Origin of the sequence: uncultured Chloroflexus sp. (assembly GCF_938091255.1) — a bacterium.
GTDB lineage: Bacteria > Chloroflexota > Chloroflexia > Chloroflexales > Chloroflexaceae > Chloroflexus.
This window is the reverse complement of the sequence record NZ_CALLJH010000046.1, coordinates 1-18,474: the sequence shown is the minus strand read 5'-3', so window position 1 is coordinate 18,474 and position 18,474 is coordinate 1. Positions and strand designations below refer to the sequence as shown.

The 18,474-nt window shown below is 59.0% G+C and carries 13 protein-coding genes; 12 read left to right on the top strand and 1 reads right to left on the bottom strand.

Annotated features, from left to right (window positions below; translation table 11 throughout):
* Positions 1-34 precede the first annotated feature (34 nt).
* Genes Q1A00_RS15165 through Q1A00_RS15145 form a run of 5 tightly spaced genes read left to right on the top strand, consistent with a single transcriptional unit; the run spans position 35 to position 8,851 of the window.
* Positions 35-1,471 carry a GAF domain-containing sensor histidine kinase gene (locus Q1A00_RS15165; protein ID WP_298403702.1) on the top strand — a complete coding sequence of 479 codons (1,437 nt, stop codon included), beginning with the start codon at positions 35-37 and terminating at the stop codon, positions 1,469-1,471.
* Between the two features lie 2 nt (positions 1,472-1,473).
* Entirely contained in the window at positions 1,474-5,106 is a 3,633-nt protein-coding gene (locus Q1A00_RS15160; protein WP_299757609.1) for a PAS domain S-box protein, read from the top strand.
* 13 nt (positions 5,107-5,119) lie between these two features.
* The gene (locus Q1A00_RS15155; protein ID WP_298403696.1) at positions 5,120-5,518 is read left to right on the top strand and encodes a response regulator; all 399 of its coding nucleotides are present in this window, start codon (positions 5,120-5,122) and stop codon (positions 5,516-5,518) included.
* Positions 5,499-7,679 (top strand): response regulator, encoded by a 2,181-nt coding sequence (locus tag Q1A00_RS15150; protein WP_299757606.1) that lies wholly within the window; start codon positions 5,499-5,501, stop codon positions 7,677-7,679. Before Q1A00_RS15155 ends, Q1A00_RS15150 begins: the two co-directional genes overlap by 20 nt.
* Entirely contained in the window at positions 7,676-8,851 is a 1,176-nt protein-coding gene (locus tag Q1A00_RS15145; protein ID WP_298403691.1) for a response regulator, read from the top strand. Before Q1A00_RS15150 ends, Q1A00_RS15145 begins: the two co-directional genes overlap by 4 nt.
* Before the next feature lie 70 nt (positions 8,852-8,921).
* Here Q1A00_RS15145 and Q1A00_RS15140 read toward each other — a convergent pair whose 3' ends face one another.
* Positions 8,922-9,722 (bottom strand): hypothetical protein, encoded by an 801-nt coding sequence (locus tag Q1A00_RS15140; protein ID WP_298490473.1) that lies wholly within the window; start codon positions 9,720-9,722, stop codon positions 8,922-8,924.
* A 75-nt stretch (positions 9,723-9,797) separates the two neighbouring features.
* Here Q1A00_RS15140 and Q1A00_RS15135 point away from each other — a divergent pair, with 75 nt between their 5' ends.
* The 7 genes from Q1A00_RS15135 to surE all read left to right on the top strand — a co-directional run bounded on the left by Q1A00_RS15135 (position 9,798) and on the right by surE (position 18,371).
* The gene (locus Q1A00_RS15135) at positions 9,798-10,532 is read left to right on the top strand and encodes a metallophosphoesterase family protein (protein WP_298407342.1); all 735 of its coding nucleotides are present in this window, start codon (positions 9,798-9,800) and stop codon (positions 10,530-10,532) included.
* Positions 10,533-10,537: 5 nt separating this feature from the next.
* Positions 10,538-11,866 (top strand): aminotransferase class III-fold pyridoxal phosphate-dependent enzyme, encoded by a 1,329-nt coding sequence (locus Q1A00_RS15130; RefSeq protein ID WP_298407339.1) that lies wholly within the window; start codon positions 10,538-10,540, stop codon positions 11,864-11,866.
* Positions 11,867-12,049: 183 nt separating this feature from the next.
* The gene (locus tag Q1A00_RS15125) at positions 12,050-12,976 is read left to right on the top strand and encodes an undecaprenyl-diphosphate phosphatase (protein ID WP_299757600.1); all 927 of its coding nucleotides are present in this window, start codon (positions 12,050-12,052) and stop codon (positions 12,974-12,976) included.
* A 211-nt stretch (positions 12,977-13,187) separates the two neighbouring features.
* Entirely contained in the window at positions 13,188-14,366 is a 1,179-nt protein-coding gene (locus Q1A00_RS15120; protein ID WP_298407333.1) for a tyrosine-type recombinase/integrase, read from the top strand.
* 159 nt (positions 14,367-14,525) lie between these two features.
* A complete protein-coding gene (bchY, locus tag Q1A00_RS15115) occupies positions 14,526-15,842 on the top strand; it encodes a chlorophyllide a reductase subunit Y (protein ID WP_298407330.1) in 1,317 nt (438 codons plus the stop codon).
* Positions 15,839-17,320, top strand: a complete 1,482-nt coding sequence (bchZ, locus tag Q1A00_RS15110; protein WP_298407327.1) for a chlorophyllide a reductase subunit Z — start codon at positions 15,839-15,841, stop codon at positions 17,318-17,320. The genes bchY and bchZ overlap by 4 nt, the downstream gene beginning before the upstream one ends.
* 277 nt (positions 17,321-17,597) lie before the next feature.
* Positions 17,598-18,371 (top strand): 5'/3'-nucleotidase SurE, encoded by a 774-nt coding sequence (gene surE / locus Q1A00_RS15105; RefSeq protein WP_299757595.1) that lies wholly within the window; start codon positions 17,598-17,600, stop codon positions 18,369-18,371.
* Positions 18,372-18,474 lie beyond the last annotated feature (103 nt).

Below are 18,474 nucleotides of genomic sequence, written 5' to 3'. Positions count from 1 at the left end.
AAAGAGTCGCCACATCAGCTCGAGGAGTCGCGCTATGCCATCAATCACTGATCACACCGCCGATGAGATCGAACGGCTCGTCGAAATTGCCGAACACCTGCGCGATGGCGACTTCACGATTGACGTGCCGGCCGTGCAGAGTCACGACCAACGGATCAGCCGGCTAGCAGCCTCGCTCCGCGAACTGGCTGCTAGTCTTGCCCGCCGCCAGCGCGAGATCGAGACCCTACACCGCATTACCACCCGCATCAATGCCGGCCTCATGCTCGATGAAATCCTCGACGGCGTGTATAACGACTTTCGCGAGGTGATTCCTTATGAGCGGATTGGGTTTGCCCTGCTCGAAGACGGCGGTAAGGTGTTGCGCGCGCGTTGGGCTCGCACCAGCTTACCCGCAGTCCATTTGAAACGCGGTTACGCAGCACCGATGGCCGGCAGCAGCCTTGAGAAGATCATACAAACTGGTCAACCACGCATCATCAATGACCTCGTACAGTATTTGCGCCGCAAGCCCGAGTCAGAATCAACCCGCCTGATCGTCAACGAAGGGATTCGCTCTTCGCTGACCTGCCCACTGATCGCCAACGGCGTACCGGTCGGCTTTATCTTCTTTTCAAGCACCAAACCCAATACCTACACCAACGAGCATATCGAACGTTATATGCAGATTGCCGAGCAGTTGTCGGTCATTGTGGAAAAAGGCAACCTCGTCTCGCAACTCGCGGCTCAAAAAGAGCTGCTCGAAAAGCAAAACGCCGAACTCCGCCGCTTATCGGCGCTCAAGAACAACCTGCTCGGCATGGTAGCCCACGACTTGCGCAACCCAGTAGCGATTATCCAGATGATGACCGCTATTCTGCGCAACCAAGAATTGCAGCGCCCGCCGGAAGAGCGCCAGCGGATGCTCGATGACATCTATCGCCAGACCGAGCGCATGCTAGCAATGCTGAACGATCTCCTTGATCTGAGCCAGATCGAGAATGGCACGGTGACGATTTCACCCGAACCGGTGGCGATCAAGCCATTGCTGGAAGAGACGATCAACCGCCACCAGTTATTAGCCAATCCCAAACAAACCCGCATCGAACTGGCGAGGTCGATTGATGGCACGGTGTATGCCGATCCATTGCGTCTTCGCCAAGTGCTCGACAACCTGATCTCAAACGCGGTCAAATTCTCGCCTCCCGGCAGTACCATTACGGTGAGCGCCGAACGCGACGGCGACTGGTGGAAATTTGCGGTATCCGACCAAGGGCCGGGGATTAGCCCCGATGAACGCAGCCGGCTGTTTGAAGCGTTTAGCCGGCTATCCGCCCAGCCCACCAGCGGCGAAAAGAGCACTGGTCTTGGGCTTGCCATTGCTCGTAAAGTGGTGATGGCTCATGGTGGCGTGATCGATGTCTCGTCTACACCCGGAAAGGGCGCAACCTTCTGGTTCACCCTCCCTGCCGCCCTCCGTGAAGAGGCTTAACTATGCCGCGCATCTCACCGATCCAGCGACTAACACACACGTATATCATTGGCCTCATACTAATTGCCCTGCTGGCAGTTGGCGGTTACTCGCTGCTCGCGATCAATTCGCTGCGGCTATCACAATACGATTCAGTGCTTGACCTCACCTATCGCCAGCAGATCCGCGCCCAGCAAACGGCGCTGCTCGCCACCGAGCTAGCCCTCCTTGCCAATGCCTCGCAGGCCACCTCGATCCGGGCCGAACTGCGCACCCTCAGCTCTGAATTACAGCAAACACACCAACGGTTGCTGGCAGAAGCACCGATAGCCTATCTGACCCACATGACACCAGCCCTAGAGCGGTTTTTGTTTTATGTCAAAAACCTAGTTGAAGCGCCACCCGATCAACTGAGCCGGGATAATCCCGATCTGCGCGCCATTCAAACAAACCTGATCACGGTGCAAAGCGATCTCAGTGCAGCCAGCAGTCTCTTGCTGATGCAAAGTCAAGCCTTGCGTGATCAGGTTTCACTCATACAAGCTGGTGTGCTAGCGATGATTCTCTTCCTCTTGACGGCTGGCGGTCTGCTGGTCATCCGCCCTTTTGCCCGCAGCGCTCGCCGCGAAGCCGACCAACTGCGCATGCTATCGCTAGTCGCCCGTTATACCGACAACGCGGTGATTATCACCGACCGCACCGGCATAGTAGAGTGGGTCAACGAAGGCTTTACCCGCATTTCCGGCTATACTTTCGATGAAGTGCGCGGGCGGAAACCGGGCGAATTTTTGCAGGGACCGGCGACCGATCCGGCCACGGTAGCCGCGATCAGCCAAGCTCTACGCAACGGGGAGTCAATCAAAGCCGAGATCGTCAATTACACCAAGCAAGGCCGGCCCTACTGGCTCGCACTCGACATCTCGCCGGTCTACGACGAGCAGCACAAACTCACGCACTTTATCGCGATCGAGTCAGACATTACTCATCAAAAAGAGATGGAGCGCATGCTGCGCGCGGCGTTGAAAGAGAGCCGCGACGTGATGAATGCACTCGAACAATCAGCTATCCTGTCGATTGCCGATCCCGAAGGGCACATCCTCGAAGTGAACGAACGATTCTGCGCGATCACTGGCTACCGGCCCGATGAGCTAATCGGGAGAGATCATCGCATCTTCAAATCGGGCGTGCATCCGCCAGAGTTCTTTGCCGAGTTGTGGAACACGATCAAAGCTGGCCAGATCTGGCGCAACGAGATCTGTAACCGGGCCAAAGATGGTCACCTCTTCTGGGTTGATACAACCATTGTGCCGTTTATCGGCGAAAATGGCCAGCCCGAACGATACCTCGCGGTGCGCTTTGACATCACTGCGCGCAAGAAGAGCGAGGAAGAGCTACGTGCTAGCGAGACCCGCTATCGCTCGGTGATTACTGCGATGAGCGAGGGGATCGTGGTCATGAATAAAACTGGCGTGATCGAGACGTGCAACGCCAGCGCCGAACGGATTCTTGGCCTGACCCACGACCAACTGGTAGGCCGCACCAGCTTCGATCCGCGTTGGCAAGCGATTCACGAAGACGGCAGCCCCTTTCCCGGTGAAGAACACCCAATCATGGTTGCACTCACCACCGGACGTCCGCAGAGCGATGTCATCATGGGGATACGAAAACCAACCGGTGAATTGACATGGATATCGATCAACTCTCAGCCGCTGTGTGATGAGCATGGGCAAGTCTACGCCGCCGTCGCCAGTTTCCACGACATCACGGCTCGCCGCTTAGCCGAACAAGAGCTACGCTTCCAGAAGACGCTGCTCGAGTGCCAAACTGAAGCCTCACCTGATGGTGTGCTAGTCGTGTCACCCGAACGGCGCTGCCTCTACGCTAACCGGCGTTTCTGCGAGCTGTGGAAGCTCGATAACATTCCCGTCGAACAGGCAATCTGCGCGGCCAGTATGGAAGCCATGCTAGACCAAGTGTGCGATCCGGAGCGGATGCGCAACGAGATTGAGGAGCTTTACGCCAACCCGCACCTGACCAGTAAAGCCGAGATCGAGCTGAAAGATGGCCGCACCTTCGAGCGTTACAGCGCGCCGGTGATCAGTGCCGAAGGCGATTACTACGGCAGAGTGTGGTTCTTCCGCGACGTCACCGAACGGCGGGCGGTCGAGCGGATGAAGAACGAGTTTGTCGCGGTCGTCTCGCACGAATTGCGCACGCCACTGACCTCAATCCGCGGTTCGCTTGGCTTGTTGGCTGGCGGAGTGGCTGGCGAATTACCGCCCCGTGCCGCAGCTATGATCGACATTGCGCTGAAAAATAGCGAGCGGCTAGTGCGGCTGATCAACGACATTCTCGACATCGAGAAGATCGAGTCGGGCAAGATGGTGTTTCAGCTACAACCGGTCGTACTTGACGAACTCGTGCGGCAGACGATTGAAGCCAATCGCGGCTTCGGCCAGCAATACGATGTCAAGATTGAGTTGACCGCTACCTTGCCCAATGTGCAGGTGTACGTCGATCCCGACCGGATGACGCAAGTCATCACCAACCTGATCTCGAACGCGGTCAAATTCTCGCCAGCGGGGGGCAAGGTGGAAGTAGCGATCGGGCGCGAGCCACAAGGACGGGTGCGGATTACCGTTACCGACCATGGGCCGGGGATTCCGGTAGAGTTTCGTGATCGGATCTTCCAAAAATTCGCGCAGGCCGATTCATCAAACACGCGCCAACAAGGCGGCACCGGCCTTGGCCTGAGCATCAGCCGGGCCATTGTTGAGCGGCACGGCGGCCAGATTGGCTTCGTCACCGCAACCGGCGTGGGCACAACCTTCTACGTCGATTTGATCGAATATCGGGCAAACACCACCTCTTTACCGATGCCGGCAGCGCCTCAGTATGCGCCGCGCATCTTGATCTGCGAAGACGATCCCGACATTGCTGCGCTGCTGTCACTGATGTTGCAGCAAGCCGGCTATGCCACCGACGTTGCCCACACATTGGCCAAAGCGCGCGAACTCTTGCAACAACACGACTACCGGGCAATGACGCTTGATCTGATGTGGCCGAACGAAGACGGCAGCACCTTTATCCGTGAAGTGCGCAACAAAGCGCGCACGCGCAATCTACCGATCGTCGTGGTATCGGCGCGGGCCGACGAAGAACAAACCATTGGCGGGGAAGGCGTTGATGTGATAGACTGGTTGCCAAAGCCGATCGATCAGCAACGGTTGCTCACCGCGCTGCGCCGGGCAGCACGGCGCGCCAGCGCGAGCCGGCCCCAAGTGCTGCATATCGAGGACGACAGTGATGTGGTTGCGGTCGTGCGGTTGTTATTAGCCGATATTGCCGAGGTGCAACAGGCAGCCACCATCGCTGAAGCGCAGCACTTGTTACGTACCCAAACGTTTGATCTGGTTATTCTCGATCAGAACTTGCCTGACGGCAACGGGATTGATCTCTTGCCACTGATCGAGAGCCAGCAACCGCCACTGCAAGTCATCCTCTTCTCTGTGCGCGATCTCGACCCGGAAATTGCCAATCGCGTCGCCGTTACGTTGGTCAAATCACGCACGACGAATGCCGAGCTCCTGACCGCCGTGACGCGCCTGCTCGATCAGGCTGCTCCCGCCTCAACATCGCCCACATCGACTAGGTAAAGGAGAACCGCGTATGGCATCGTTGCAGAAAATCCTCTTCGTCGAAGACGATCCTGATATTCAGATGGTGGCCCAACTGGCCTTAGAAGCGGTTGGCGGCTACACTGTGCAGATGTGCAGTTCAGGAGCTGAAGCATTGGCAGTGGCTGAACAATTTGCGCCTGATCTGATCCTGCTCGATGTGATGATGCCGGGGATGGACGGCCCGACGACGCTGGCCGAGTTGCGGAAGAAGCCGGCGCTGGCACAGACGCCAGTGATCTTTATGACGGCGCGGGTGCAGCGCCACGAAGTCGAGCAATACTTGGCGCTTGGGGCAGCCGATGTGATCTCGAAGCCATTTGATCCAATGACATTATCAGCGCAAGTGGCTGCAATCTGGATGAAAGCCTATGAAACCCGATCCTGCTGAACAGTTTGAAGCATTGCGCCGGCGCTACGCCTCGCAGATTGGCGACCGGGTCGAGGCGATTGTAACGGCTTGGCGCCAGCTCGAGCAGAGCCAGTGGGACAAGACGGTTGGGATGGAGGCCCGCCAACTTGCCCATAAACTGGCCGGCTCGGCAGCAATGTTCGGTTTTGCCGATTTGGGTGCGGTTGCCCGCGAGATTGACATCGGCCTGAAAGAGTGGCTCGAACATGATCAGCCCCTCGATGTCGCCGCTTACCACGCTTTGGCCCAGCAGGTCAGGCTGTTGCAGCGGATGGTAAAGGAAGGGAAAGTTACAACTGTCTTGCCGGAATCGGCATCTAAACCACCGCCAGTGCTAGCGCCAACACCCGCCGATCAACCATCTGAGCCACCGCCGCCATCGACGACCTTACCCCAACCACTAGCCCTCCACTCCTACGCATCATCGTCACGCGAACCGAACGGTCGTCCACATACGATTATCTTGGTAGAAGACGATCAAGATTTTGCCATCAATTTGAGTGAACAACTCCAGCTCTTCAACTACGATGTCCATCTCGTCAATGATCTCGAAGGATTGCCAACACTGGTGCGCGCGCTCAACCCAGCGGCGATTGTGATGGATGTCGTCTTTCCCAGCGGCGATCTCGCCGGCACCGAGTCCATTGCCGCCATCCAGCGCGAGCGCACAGTGCCGGTGCCGGTCATTTACATATCCCAACGGGATGACTTTACCGCCCGATTGGCGGCCGTGCGCAGCGGCGGGCATGCCTATTTTGCCAAGCCGGTCGATGCCGGACGGTTAATCGAAGCGCTTGATCGTCTGACCGGTGTGGAAGAGAACACGCCGTTGCGAGTGTTGATTGTTGATGATGACCCCGATTTTGGTCAGCGTTGCGTCCAGAGTCTGGAAACTGCCGGTATGTACGCGCGCGCCATTGCCGACCCGCGCGAGACGCTCGACCAGTTGCAGACCTTCCAGCCCGACTTGATCATTCTCGACGTGTACATGCCGATTTGCAGCGGCAAAGAGCTAGCTAGCGTCATTCGCCAACAAGATCGCTACGTTGGCATGCCGATCGTTTTTCTGTCAGCCGAAACCAACCGCAGCCAACAGCAATCGGCCCTTTCGCTAGGGGCAGATGATTTTCTCGCAAAGCCCATTACGCCAGAGGATCTGGTCGCTGCCATTTCGGCTCGCGCCGGCAGGGCACGCTACATCCAGCGTTTTCTCTTGCGCGACAGTCTGACCGGCCTGCTCAACCATCAGGCTGTCGAGGAAGAATTGGCGCGCGAGTTTGCCCGCGCCGAACGGTTACAACAACCGCTGGCCATCGTGATGATCGATATCGATCATTTCAAGCGCGTGAACGACCGCTATGGCCATATCATCGGCGATCAGGTGTTGCGCAGCTTTGCCCGGCTCTTGCACCAACGGTTACGGAAGAGCGATCTGATCGGGCGGCACGGCGGTGAAGAATTTCTGATCGCCCTGCCCAATACCTCGGTGATTGAGGCGCGCACGCTGATTGACGGCATTCGCGAGAGTTTTTCTGCCCTGCGCCACTACGGGCCGGCAGGTGTGTTCGGTGTCACCTTTAGCGCCGGTATTGCCGGCTATCCGCAGCATCGCAGCCAGATCGGGGCCATGCAGGCCGCCGATGCCGCCCTTTACCAAGCCAAACGGGCCGGACGCAACCGGGTGGTGGTTGACATGACCAGCAGTGAAGCTCCTTCGGCAATCACGATGGCCGCAATCGTCCCCTCGCCTGCCGGGCAGCAACTCAATTGGCGCGCGCTGATCATCAGCGCCAATGGCATTCAGCGCCGGTTGCTGCGCCAAGCACTGACCGAACACAACATTATGTACGATGTGGTCGACAATGTTGAACATGCGCTCACGTATGAGTCACCCATTCCTCCCAACTTGATTCTGGTCGATATGACGCAGATCGAGGGTGTACGAACCCCGCACTTGATGTCGCTGCGCGATCATTTTACTGCGGCGCGTATCGTGACGATTGCGCCGGCGGCTGCCGAACCTCGCGCTGCTGCCACCATCGCCTTCGGCACTGATGACTATCTTTTGCTCCCGCTTGCAGCGGGGGCTTTACCAGCCCTGCTCGACCGTCTGTCTGCATCCGAGAGGAACGCGCTATGAAACCGCCCACCCTGCTCATTGTTGATGACGACGATGTTGTCGCCGAGATGCTTGAGGTGATGTTGCGCAATGCCGGTTACGAGGTGCGGCGGGCCGCTAGTGGTGAAGAGGCCTTGCAGCAGATTTACAAAGCTCCGCCTGATGCCCTTATCTGTGATGTGCTGCTACCCGGCATCGATGGCTACACCCTTTGCAAGCGGGTGCGCCAGCATCCATTGACCAAAACGCTGCCGATACTCATGTTGACGGCGCAAGGCGATATTAGCGCCAAGATCGCCGGCTTTGAAGCGGGAGCGAACGATTATCTCGCCAAGCCGTTTGAACCGCCAGAGCTGGTTTACCGGGTGAAAAACTTGCTCGCCCGCACTGTGAGCGCAGCACCGAGCGCACCGTTGCGGCGCGGTAACATTATCGCGGTGTTTGGCGCGAAAGGCGGTGTCGGCAAAACCACCATTGCGGTATCGTTGGCACTTGCCATTCGCTTACGCACCCGCCAGCGCGTCATCATCGTCGATGCCGATCTCACCTTCGGCGATATCGCCGTTCACCTCAATATTGCGCCAACCCGCAGCATCGTTGATATTGTGCGCAGCGGTGATGAGATCGAGCGTGAAATGGTCAATCAGGTGCTGCTAGCCCATCCTTCCGGCTTGCAGGCGCTGCTGGCGCCACCCCGCCCTGAAGAAGCGGAATTGGTCAGTCCTGACCATATCACTCGCATTCTTGATTTGCTCGCCGTCAGTGCCGACTATGTCGTGGTTGATTGCCAGACCAGCTATGACGATCGCACGCTGTCGGTATTTGATCGGGCCGATCACGTCTTGTTGGTGATTACGCCCGAAATTGGCCCGCTCAAGAACACCAGCCTGTTCCTCGGCTTAGCGAACCAGTTAGGCATCAATCCCAACGCTATCAGCATTGTCTTAAACCGGGCCAACTCTGGCGTTGGGATCGGTGTCGGCGAGATCGAGCGCGTCTTGCGGCGCAAGATCAACTTCCACATCGCTAGCGGCGGCCAACCGGTGGTGACATCCGTCAATCGAGGAATGCCACTGATCCTTGAGCAGCCGAAACATCCCTTTGTGCAGCAAATGTTGTACCTTGGCGACCAGTTGGTGAAGCAGTTGGGAACCGTACCAGCCCCCCAAGCCACTGCACTGGCGGCAGAGTAGAGGCGCAGGGCATGGCACATTGAGTGCGGAGTGCGGCAGTTGAACTGTCGCACTCCGAATTTATTATTTCTTACGGGGTCGCCGTAGGCGTCGGCACTTCCGTCGGCACTTCCGTCGGTAGCATCGTTGGTATCTCCGCCGGAGGTATATCTGGCGTGGCAGCCGGCAACTCGATCGGTGGTAATTCTGGCGATAGCGTCGGCGTGGCCGTGAAGAACACCGGCGGCGGTGGAATAATAATCGGAATCGTCGGCGTATTCGTCACCGGGATCAATTCGTAAGGCGTCGCTGTTGGTGAAAGGAGCAGCGGTGCGGTTGGCGAAGCAGCCACTGTGGACGACAATGTCGCCGTAGGCGAGGCAAACTCGGTCGCTGTCAGTGAAGGCATCGTCGTGGTCACCGTCGGTGGCAGCGCTAGCGTGGGGCCGGTTGCAGTCGGAGCTGCAGTCGGATTGAGCATTGCGCCAACAAAGGCAAGACCGCCTAGCGCATACCCAAACAAGGCCAACAGTAACACCGCCAGTAACACACTGTAGATCACACGATCGCGCGGCGCAAGATCAGCGAACCATGCGCGCAGACCACTTGCCGGGGAAACTGAGACCGGCGCTAGCGCAGCCGGCGCTGCCCCAGCCGGAGCAGTCGCCGCCAGCGGGGTTGACGTTGTAGGTAATGGCATCCCCATGTATAATGGGCAACGTACATGGGACGCCGACAAGCAATAGCGAACTTGATAGTCAGGTTCAATTTGAGGGATATCTTGCGCCTGCCCGGCCGCATAGCAGCGATGCTCTGGCGTCGGCGACGCAAACCGGATCGCTTGATTCTGTTTTAATCCAAGGTACGGGCAGTGTCCTGACGGTTCAACCATAACGGCGACGCTCCTGATAACCGGGTCGCTGCCAATTATACGATCTGGCTGCGAGCATCGTCAAAACGTAAAGATATGCGGATTCTGATCCTCTCTGATATTCATTCCAACATCGTTGCACTTGAAACAGTGCTAGCCGATGCCGGTTCGTTTGACGGGTTGTGGTGTCTCGGCGACACGATCGGCTACGGGCCGGCACCGAATGAGTGCATTGAATTGATGCAGCAACACGCCTCGGTCATCTTAACTGGCAACCACGATTTGGCCTGTCTGGGTAAGATTAGTCTCAACGACTTTAACCCCGATGCCCGGCGGGCTAATCTCTGGAACGGCGCTCAACTCAAACCGGCAAACCGTGAATGGATGTTGCCGCTCCAACCAGTCCATACAGTTAACAATCGCTATTATCTTGCGCACGGCAGCCCACGTGAACCGATCTGGGAATACCTGCTTATGCCATCACAGGCGCTCGCCAACCTCGAATGGTTTACCGAACCGGTCTGCTTCATTGGGCATTCACACGTCCAGTTTGCCTTTCGCTGCCCCAACGGCGAAGATCGGTGCGAGCGCATCATACCGGAAGGGAATAGCCAAATCACGCTCACCAGCGATGCGCGCTACTTCATCAATCCCGGCAGCGTCGGCCAGCCACGCGATCACGATCCACGCGCTGCATACGCCATCTTCGACACCGACAAGCAGATCCTTACCTTTAAGCGGGTAGCCTACGATGTGCAACGCACCCAAGAACAGATGCGCAGCTACGGCTTGCCGGCAGCACTGATCTATCGCCTCAGCGTAGGGATGTAATGCGTATGTCACTCGAACAACTCTACCGCCAACGATTTGCCGGCTCGGCTGTCTTGGCCGAACGCGCCTTGCAACGCTTTCCCGGCGGCGCGACTCACGATGGCCGCTACGCCGATCCCTTCCCTCTCTTCATGGAACGCGCCAACGGGCCGTATAAGTGGGATGTGGATGACAATCGGATGATCGACTATTGGTGTGGCCACGGTGCGCTCTTGCTCGGTCACGGCCACCCGGCGATTGTCGAGGCCATCGAACGGCAAGCGCCGGTCTCAACCCATCTTGGCGCCAGCCACCGGCTCGAGCTAGAGTGGGCCGATCTGATCGCCGAGCTTATTCCGGGAGTGGAGCGTATCCGATTTACCGCTTCGGGCAGCGAGGCAACAACCCTCGCCCTCCGCATTGCCCGTGCTGCAACCGGCAGGATGACACTCATCCGCTTTACCGGCCATTTTCACGGTTGGCACGACGCGCTCGCACCCGGCGCTGATCCCGATGACCCCAATCGCGGCGTGTTACCTGAAACACTAGCGAGTTTGATCATCTTACCAACCGACCTTGATCAGGTAGAAGCAACCCTTGCTGCACGCGATGATGTCGCTGCGGTGATCCTCGAACCAACCGGCGCATCGTATGGCTCGATCCCGTTGCCTACCGATTTTTTAGTCGGCCTGCGCGAGATAACCCAACGCCATGGCGTCTTGCTGATCGCCGATGAAATTGTGACCGGCTTTCGCGTCGCTCCCGGCGGAGCCTGCGCGCGGGCCGGCGTTGTTCCTGATCTGGTCTGTCTGGCTAAGATTGTGGCCGGCGGCTTGCCCGGCGGCGCATTGGCTGGCAGGACCGAATTGCTCGACCTACTGGCGCACGACGAGCATGGCCCCCGCGGGCGCATCCGCCAACAGGGAACGTTCAATGCCAACCCGCTCTCGGCGGCGGCAGGAATCGCGATGTTGCGCGCTGTCGCAACCGGTGAACCCGGCGCAATCGCAGCTCAACGCGGCGAACTGCTTGTCAAGATGCTCAACGAACTCTTTGCGAGTAAGGGCCTGCGCGGGTGGACGGCCTTCGGTGATGGGTCGATCTTCCACGTATTTGTCGATCCTGCCACTGATCTTGCCCCCGGCGACATCCCGCGCAATCTGCCATTGGCGACGCTCAAACGCGGTGGCGATGCCCAACTCTTGCGCCGGTTACGCATGGCGCTGCACCTCAACGGTGTGGATCTGATGCGCGGACGGAGCGGGTTTGTCTCGGCGGTGCATAGCGAGGCGGATATTCGCGCTACCGTTGCGGCAGTGGCGGAGTCAATTGAGATGGTGTTGAATGAGACATAATATTTGCGTTGAAACGGTTGCGCTGGGCGCAACCATGTGATGGAGTGCGGCAATGCAACTGTCGCACTCCATTGTAGAGCATCCTATCCGGCGGCAGACGCCCTCGCACATATTGAAAGTTACGCCCTGCCCGCACGGGTATCGAGCGGTCTGTCACGTAGCCAACAAGGTTTGAATTCCATCATGCAAACACAATCAATCTCGCTACCCCGTTCCAGCCTCTTTATCGGGTTTGCCGTCTTGCTCGCCTTCGCCTTGCTCATCACTGCACCTGTCAACCCCGATTGGTGGCAGATTGTGGTGTTGGGGATTGTGCAAGGCATCACCGAGTGGCTGCCGATCTCGTCGACTGCCCACCTCTTGCTGACCAGCCAATTGCTCAACTATCAAGGCAGCATCGGCGGCACCTTTGAGATCGCGATCCAGTTTGGCACCGTCTGCTCGGTGTTGCTCTTTTATTGGCGCGATCTGTTTGGTCAAGCCAACGCTCTGATCGGGCGCGGCGATCCGGAAACGATCGCCACGGCACGCAAGCTTTGGCTCGGTGTGATCATCGCGTTTGTACCGGCGGCGGCGGTAGGCATTGTAGCCCGCGATTTTATCAAAGCGGTGCTGTTCGAGTCGCCACTGGTCATCGCGGCAGCGTTGATCAGCGGCGGGATCATCTTTCTTTGGATCGAACGGGGCAGCACCAAGCGCCGCACTAGCACTGCTGTTGATTTTGCCACTGTCTCGAACCGGCGAGCCTTGACAGTTGGTATTGCCCAAATCTTCGCGCTCGTGCCGGGGGTCTCGCGATCGGGCGCGTCAATCGTTGGCGGGTTGCTGGCCGGCTTCGACCGACCCACCGCGACGGCGTTTTCGTTTTATCTTGCTATCCCAACCCTTGGCGCAGCAACGTTGGTTGATTTAATCGGCAGCCTTGACCAGATTCAGACTGCCGATTGGGGCCGATTGTTGCTGGGCGCAACGGTGGCCATGATTGTCGGATATGGATGCATCGGCTGGTTGCTACGCTACATCGCGACCCATAACTTTACCGTGTTTGGGTATTACCGGATTTTGGCTGGGGTGCTGATTATTGGCGCAGTAGCGCTGGGGGTGTTGTAGGAATAGCCACGAAGAGACACAAAAGACATATATCCTGCTCAAGCCTTTGTGATTCTCGTGTCTTTTTGTGGCTATGCTCACATCGCCCCTCCCCCGCTGAGGAAGGGGCTAGGGTAAGGGCCACATGCCAAGCTACCGTGGAGGAAACGGAACAGCTACGAACACACACCCGCCACTCATATCCCTAAACCTTTGTGACTCTCGTGTTTTGGTGGCAATTCCATCTTGCGGCTATGCTACTTGTACCATTATGACCGATCTGGCTGAACAACCACTCACGCCCGACACGCCGATCGCCATCGCCGGCGCAATCTGGCTGGCGCGGCTATCCAGCGCCGGACTCGCCGAGGGCGATGATGACGACGAACTCGATGAAGATACCCGCGAGCGCCAACGCCACCATGCACGCCAGACCATCGCCAGCTACGAGACGGCGGTGCGCATCTTCACCCGCTGGGCCGAACGCAACGGGAAATACCGGCTGGGTGATTTGCAGATCGGCGATCTGGTGGCATACGCCCGCGCCCTGCGCAAACGCAGCTACGACCTCTCGCAGCGAGCGGCGACAGCGCGGGCCAGTGGCCAAAGCGAACGGCTCTCGGAGCGCACGGTGCATGCCTACGTGCGCCCGCTGTTCGGCTTGCTGGCACTGGCAGACTCGCAAGGGGCGATCCCGTTTCGGATCGCTGCGGCTCGCCCCGAAGTGAGCCGCGTCTTGCCGCGCCTGCCTACCCCGGTCGCGCCAACGCCACCCGACCTGCGCCGGCTGGTACGTTTTTATGACAAGTCTGCCGGCGAAGAGCGTGAGCGGCAGATGCTGACTCGCCTGCGCAACGCTGCGCTACTGCACCTGCTCTTTTCCAGTGGGGCGCGCATCTCCGAGGCGCTCAGTCTCGATGTCGGCGATGTCGCACGCGACCGACGTATCTTGGCGCGAGTAATTGTGCGCGGCAAAGGCCGACGAGAAGGCACCCTCTTCATCCGCAAACATGCCGAACAAGCCCTGCACCGCTACCTTGCCGCACGGAACTGGCCGCCGGCCCGCGAACCGCTGTTTGTCGCCCTCGACCCGCGCACCGGTGGCGGACGACTATCGCGGATCAGCGGCTGGCGGATTGTCACCAGTGCCGCCAATGCACTGGCTGATCGAATGGTGTTGGAGGGCAAAGCTGACGAGGCCGAATTGTTACGTCAAGTTACCCCGCATACCTTCCGCCACTTTGTCGGATATCATTTGTTGAATGAGGGGGTTGCGCTCGCCGAAGTATCGCAAATCTTACGCCATCGCAGCGTCGAAGTAACGCGCAGCTTCTACGCCAGCTACGCTGACGTGCAACTGCAAGAGGTGCATGACCAGTTTAGCGCCGATCCGTGGCCGATGGATGAATAGAACACGGATGTGACAGCTTGGCTATCCGCGCCAATCCGTTTCTCATTTCCACGCATACCACTTATGCAAGAAAATTGTTGTATAATACCAACTATTCGCGTCCCTACTTGATCATCCCGGCATGCAGCAGAGCGGCTGCGTCCGGGCAGAGGAGTTGTTATGGCCGAGATCATTCCCCTGACGCCGGCCGGCGCCGAGGCCCCCGCCGAACCGTTTCGCGGCGGCGCGTGTAAGCTCCATCCGCAGACGATGTGCCCTGCCTTTGGCGCGTTGCGCGTGCTTACCCGGATCGAGGGCGCACAGCCGGCAATGGTGACCGATACCGGCTGCCTGTATGGGTTGACGTTTGTCACTCACTTTTACGCGGCGCGCAAGAGTATTGTCGCGCCGGCATTAGGTACGGCTGAGCTGTCGAGCGGTAAAGTGCAAGAGGCGGCCAACGCGGCGATTGCCGAAGCGGCGACGGCGGCCAATACGTCGTTTATCCCGGTAATTTCGCTCTGCGTAGCCGAAACGGCCGGGTTGGCCGAGGAGCTGCTGCCGCAAGAGGTAAACGGCAAACCGGTCATTTTGGTGCGGGTGCCGGCCTACGCCATCCATTCCCACCCCGAAGCAAAGGATGTGGCGCTAGCGGCGGTGATGCGGCGGTTTGTCGATACTAGCGACGAGCATGAGCCGGGGACGCTAGCGCTGATCGGCGAGGTCTTTCCGGCTGATCCGTTGTTGATCGATGGTGTCCTACGCAAAATGGGCGGACGGGTGGTGACAACGCTCCCCGGCCGGCACGTCGATGAGATTAAACAGGCTGGGCGGGCAGCGGTGGTGGCGGCGCTCCACCCCTTTTACCGCGAGACGATTGGCGTCTTGCGCGAGCGGGGGGTCGCCGTAGTCAGCGGCGCGCCGATCGGCGCTGAAGGCAGTGCAGCATGGCTGCGCGCTATCGGTGCGGCGCTCGACCTTGATGAAGACGCGGTTGAGCGCGTTGCCGCCGAAGAGGAAGCTGCCGCGCGTGGCTTTTTGGCCAGCAAACCGCTGCAAGGCGCGACGATTCTCGTTTCCGGCTACGAGGGCAACGAGATGCTCTATGCCCGCTTGCTGATCGAGGGTGGCGCACGCGTACCTTATGTGAGCACTAGCATTGGCCCCAGCGCCCTTACCGCTGCCGATGAAGCGTGGCTGAAGGCCCACGGCACCGAGGCGGTGATCTATCGCAAGACGCTCGAAGACGATCAGGCGGCAATGGCGCGCTGGTCGTTCGATCTCGTGATCGGCACCACCACGCTGGCTGCCTACGCCAAAGAGAAAGGCATTCCGTCGGTCTACTACACCAACATTCTCAGTGTGCGCCCGCTCTTTCTCGCTGGTGGCATGGTCGCTTCACTCAGCTTTGTGCGCGACCTGCTCAACCGCAAACCGATCTACGACCGCATGCTGGCGTTCTTCGAGGGTGATGAGGGCCGGGAGGCGAACCGATGAGTATTACCTTGATCCGCGATATTTCCGATACCAGCAGTTATTGGGGCGCGTCATGGGTGTTCGGCTGCTTCCCCGACGTGCATATTGTCTGTGACGCTCCAATCGGCTGTTACAACCTGCTTGGGATGGCGGTGACCGATTATACTGACGCGCTCCCACATATGGCGAATCTGACACCGACCTCCATCCGCGAAGAGGACGTGATTAACGGCACGGCAAAAGCGCTGATCCGCACGATTGACGATCTGCGCACGATGGGGATGCTGGAAGGCAAACGGCTGCTGGTGGTTTCGACCGCCGAGAGCGAGATGATTAGCGCCGATCACGCCCAACTGGTAGCGCAGATCGACCCTGAAGCGCGGTTCTTCTGGAGCCAGTCGCTCGAACAGGATGAGTGGACGGGGCGCGAGCGGGCGTTGCTGTTTGCGTGGGAACAGTACGGCAAGCCATTTGTGCCGGCGGATGTCAAACCCCGCCCGCGCACGGTCAATATCATCGGCCCTTCGTTAGGATGTTTCAACGCGCCTAGCGACCTCTTCGAACTCAAGCGGTTGATCACTGGCATTGGCGCCGAGATTAATCTCGTTTACCCCTACGAAGGCAGTATCGCCACTACTCCCAAGCTGGCGGAAGCAGCGATCAACGTGGTGATGTACCGCGAGTTTGGCCAAGGCTTAGCCGAAGCGTTGGGCCGTCCCTACCTCTTCGCACCGTTCGGCGTCTTTGGCACTACTGCCTTCTTGCGCGAACTCGGCCAACTGCTCGGCCTCGACCCGACGCAAGTCGAGGCGTTCATCGCGCATGAGAAGCGTACCACCCTGCAACCGGTGTGGGACCTGTGGCGTGGCCCGCAAAGCGACTGGTTTGCAACAGTGGATTGCGCTATTGTAGCTGCGCGCAGCTATGCCGATGGGTTGCGTAGCTTCCTTGGCGATGAGCTAGGGATGAAGATCGCGTGGGTATCGGGCCGACCGCGTCGAGACGACGAGCCGGACAACATCGAAATCCGCAAGCGACTGCATGCCAAAGCGCCGGCGTTCGTGTTCGGCAGCATCAACGAGAAGATTTATCTGGCTGAAGCTAACGCGCGTGGCACGCACTACATTCCGGCCACCTTCCCCGGCCCGGTCGTGCGCCGTACAACCGGTACGCCGTTTATGGGGTATGCTGGGGCGGCCAACCTCATGCAAGAGCTGGTCAACCGCTTCTATGAGACGGTAATCAACTTCTTACCGGTCGAGACAGTGACGCCAACCGCCGGCGGCCCGCCCAAGCCGAGCGGAGCCGAGACGATGCCGTGGACGAAGGAAGCAACCGACCGGCTGAACGCGGCACTTGACGCGGTGCCCTACCTTGCCCGTATCAGCGCCAGTCGTTCGCTGCGCGCCGCCGCCGAGCAAGCGGCCCGCGCACGCGGCCTGAAAGAAGTCACGCTCGACATCATCGAAACGGCAATTGCTCAGGGAGCCGCGTCGTGATATGCTGAAAGCGGAGCGCGGTGGCAGGCCGAATGCATCGGTGCGCGGATGCAGAGCGTTGGTGCGAAGATGTCTAGGCAACCGATGCTTTGCTGCCGCCTTGAGGCGCAGGCCGTTGGCCCGTCGGCAATGGTTCGTAGCTCTAAGCGGCAGTATGGTTGCACGCCGCCTTCCCTTAACAGGGGAGCGAAACGGATTTTCACCGGCACTAATGCTGTCGCGAGCCGACTAGCGCTCCGCTTGACGCCACCAATCACGAGCATTGCGGAGTCTCTGAATGCATATCTTAGTCACTAACGATGACGGTATCGACAGCCCCGGTCTCTGGGCACTAGCTGGGGCTATGCGAGCAGCCGGCGCGCAGGTCAGCGTCGTTGCTCCTGCCGAAGAGCAGAGCGCGATGAGCATGGCGCTGCCGCCGCAAGCGAATCGCGAACTGCGCGCCATTATCCCGCCTGCCGAATTTGATGGCATACTCGCCTTTGCCCACAACGGCTCACCGGTTGCGTGCGTGACGATCGCTATGCTGAGCGGCGTGCTGCCGCCGATCGACGCCGTAGTCTCGGGGATCAATCGCGGCCTCAACAGCGGCACCAACGTCATGCTCAGCGGCACCGTCGGCGCGGCGATGATCGGCGCAATGTGGGGACTACCAGCCATGGCGGTATCGCTACAGTATCGCGGCCCAGAACCGATGCCGTGGCACACGGCAGCTTATGCCGCCCAGCGCCTCTTACCGCTACTCGAACAGATTCGCAGGCATGCGCCGATCGTGCTCAACGTCAATGTTCCCCACGTCGCTTCACCATCCGAACTGCGCGGCTTTCGCCAGACCCGGCTGTCAGAATTCTTCTTTGGCCACTACATTGACATCGCCCTCACCCCACCCGGCCCCGTCGAGCGGGCGCAGATCGCGTTTCACTTTGCCCGCGAGCGCATCCCCGAATTTGCACTTGATACCGACGATGGTGCAGTACTGGCCGGCTATGTCTCGGTGACGCCGTTGCGACCGATGATTGACGGCAGCCCGGTACGGTTGGAATTACCGTAGGGGGGACGGGTTTTAACCCCGCCTCTACCTTTATCGAGGACACTCCCGGCCCCTCCGCTATAGGGGGATGGTCCCCTCTCCCCCCTTGCCCCCCTCTCCCACA

Coding starts and splice junctions, on each gene's coding strand:
- Q1A00_RS15165 (WP_298403702.1), top strand. CDS start 35: ATGCCATCAATCACTGATCACACCGCCGATGAGATCGAACGGCTCGTC.
- Q1A00_RS15160 (WP_299757609.1), top strand. CDS start 1,474: ATGCCGCGCATCTCACCGATCCAGCGACTAACACACACGTATATCATT.
- Q1A00_RS15155 (WP_298403696.1), top strand. CDS start 5,120: ATGGCATCGTTGCAGAAAATCCTCTTCGTCGAAGACGATCCTGATATT.
- Q1A00_RS15150 (WP_299757606.1), top strand. CDS start 5,499: ATGAAACCCGATCCTGCTGAACAGTTTGAAGCATTGCGCCGGCGCTAC.
- Q1A00_RS15145 (WP_298403691.1), top strand. CDS start 7,676: ATGAAACCGCCCACCCTGCTCATTGTTGATGACGACGATGTTGTCGCC.
- Q1A00_RS15140 (WP_298490473.1), bottom strand. CDS start 9,722: ATGGTTGAACCGTCAGGACACTGCCCGTACCTTGGATTAAAACAGAAT.
- Q1A00_RS15135 (WP_298407342.1), top strand. CDS start 9,798: ATGCGGATTCTGATCCTCTCTGATATTCATTCCAACATCGTTGCACTT.
- Q1A00_RS15130 (WP_298407339.1), top strand. CDS start 10,538: ATGTCACTCGAACAACTCTACCGCCAACGATTTGCCGGCTCGGCTGTC.
- Q1A00_RS15125 (WP_299757600.1), top strand. CDS start 12,050: ATGCAAACACAATCAATCTCGCTACCCCGTTCCAGCCTCTTTATCGGG.
- bchY (WP_298407330.1), top strand. CDS start 14,526: ATGGCCGAGATCATTCCCCTGACGCCGGCCGGCGCCGAGGCCCCCGCC.
- bchZ (WP_298407327.1), top strand. CDS start 15,839: ATGAGTATTACCTTGATCCGCGATATTTCCGATACCAGCAGTTATTGG.
- surE (WP_299757595.1), top strand. CDS start 17,598: ATGCATATCTTAGTCACTAACGATGACGGTATCGACAGCCCCGGTCTC.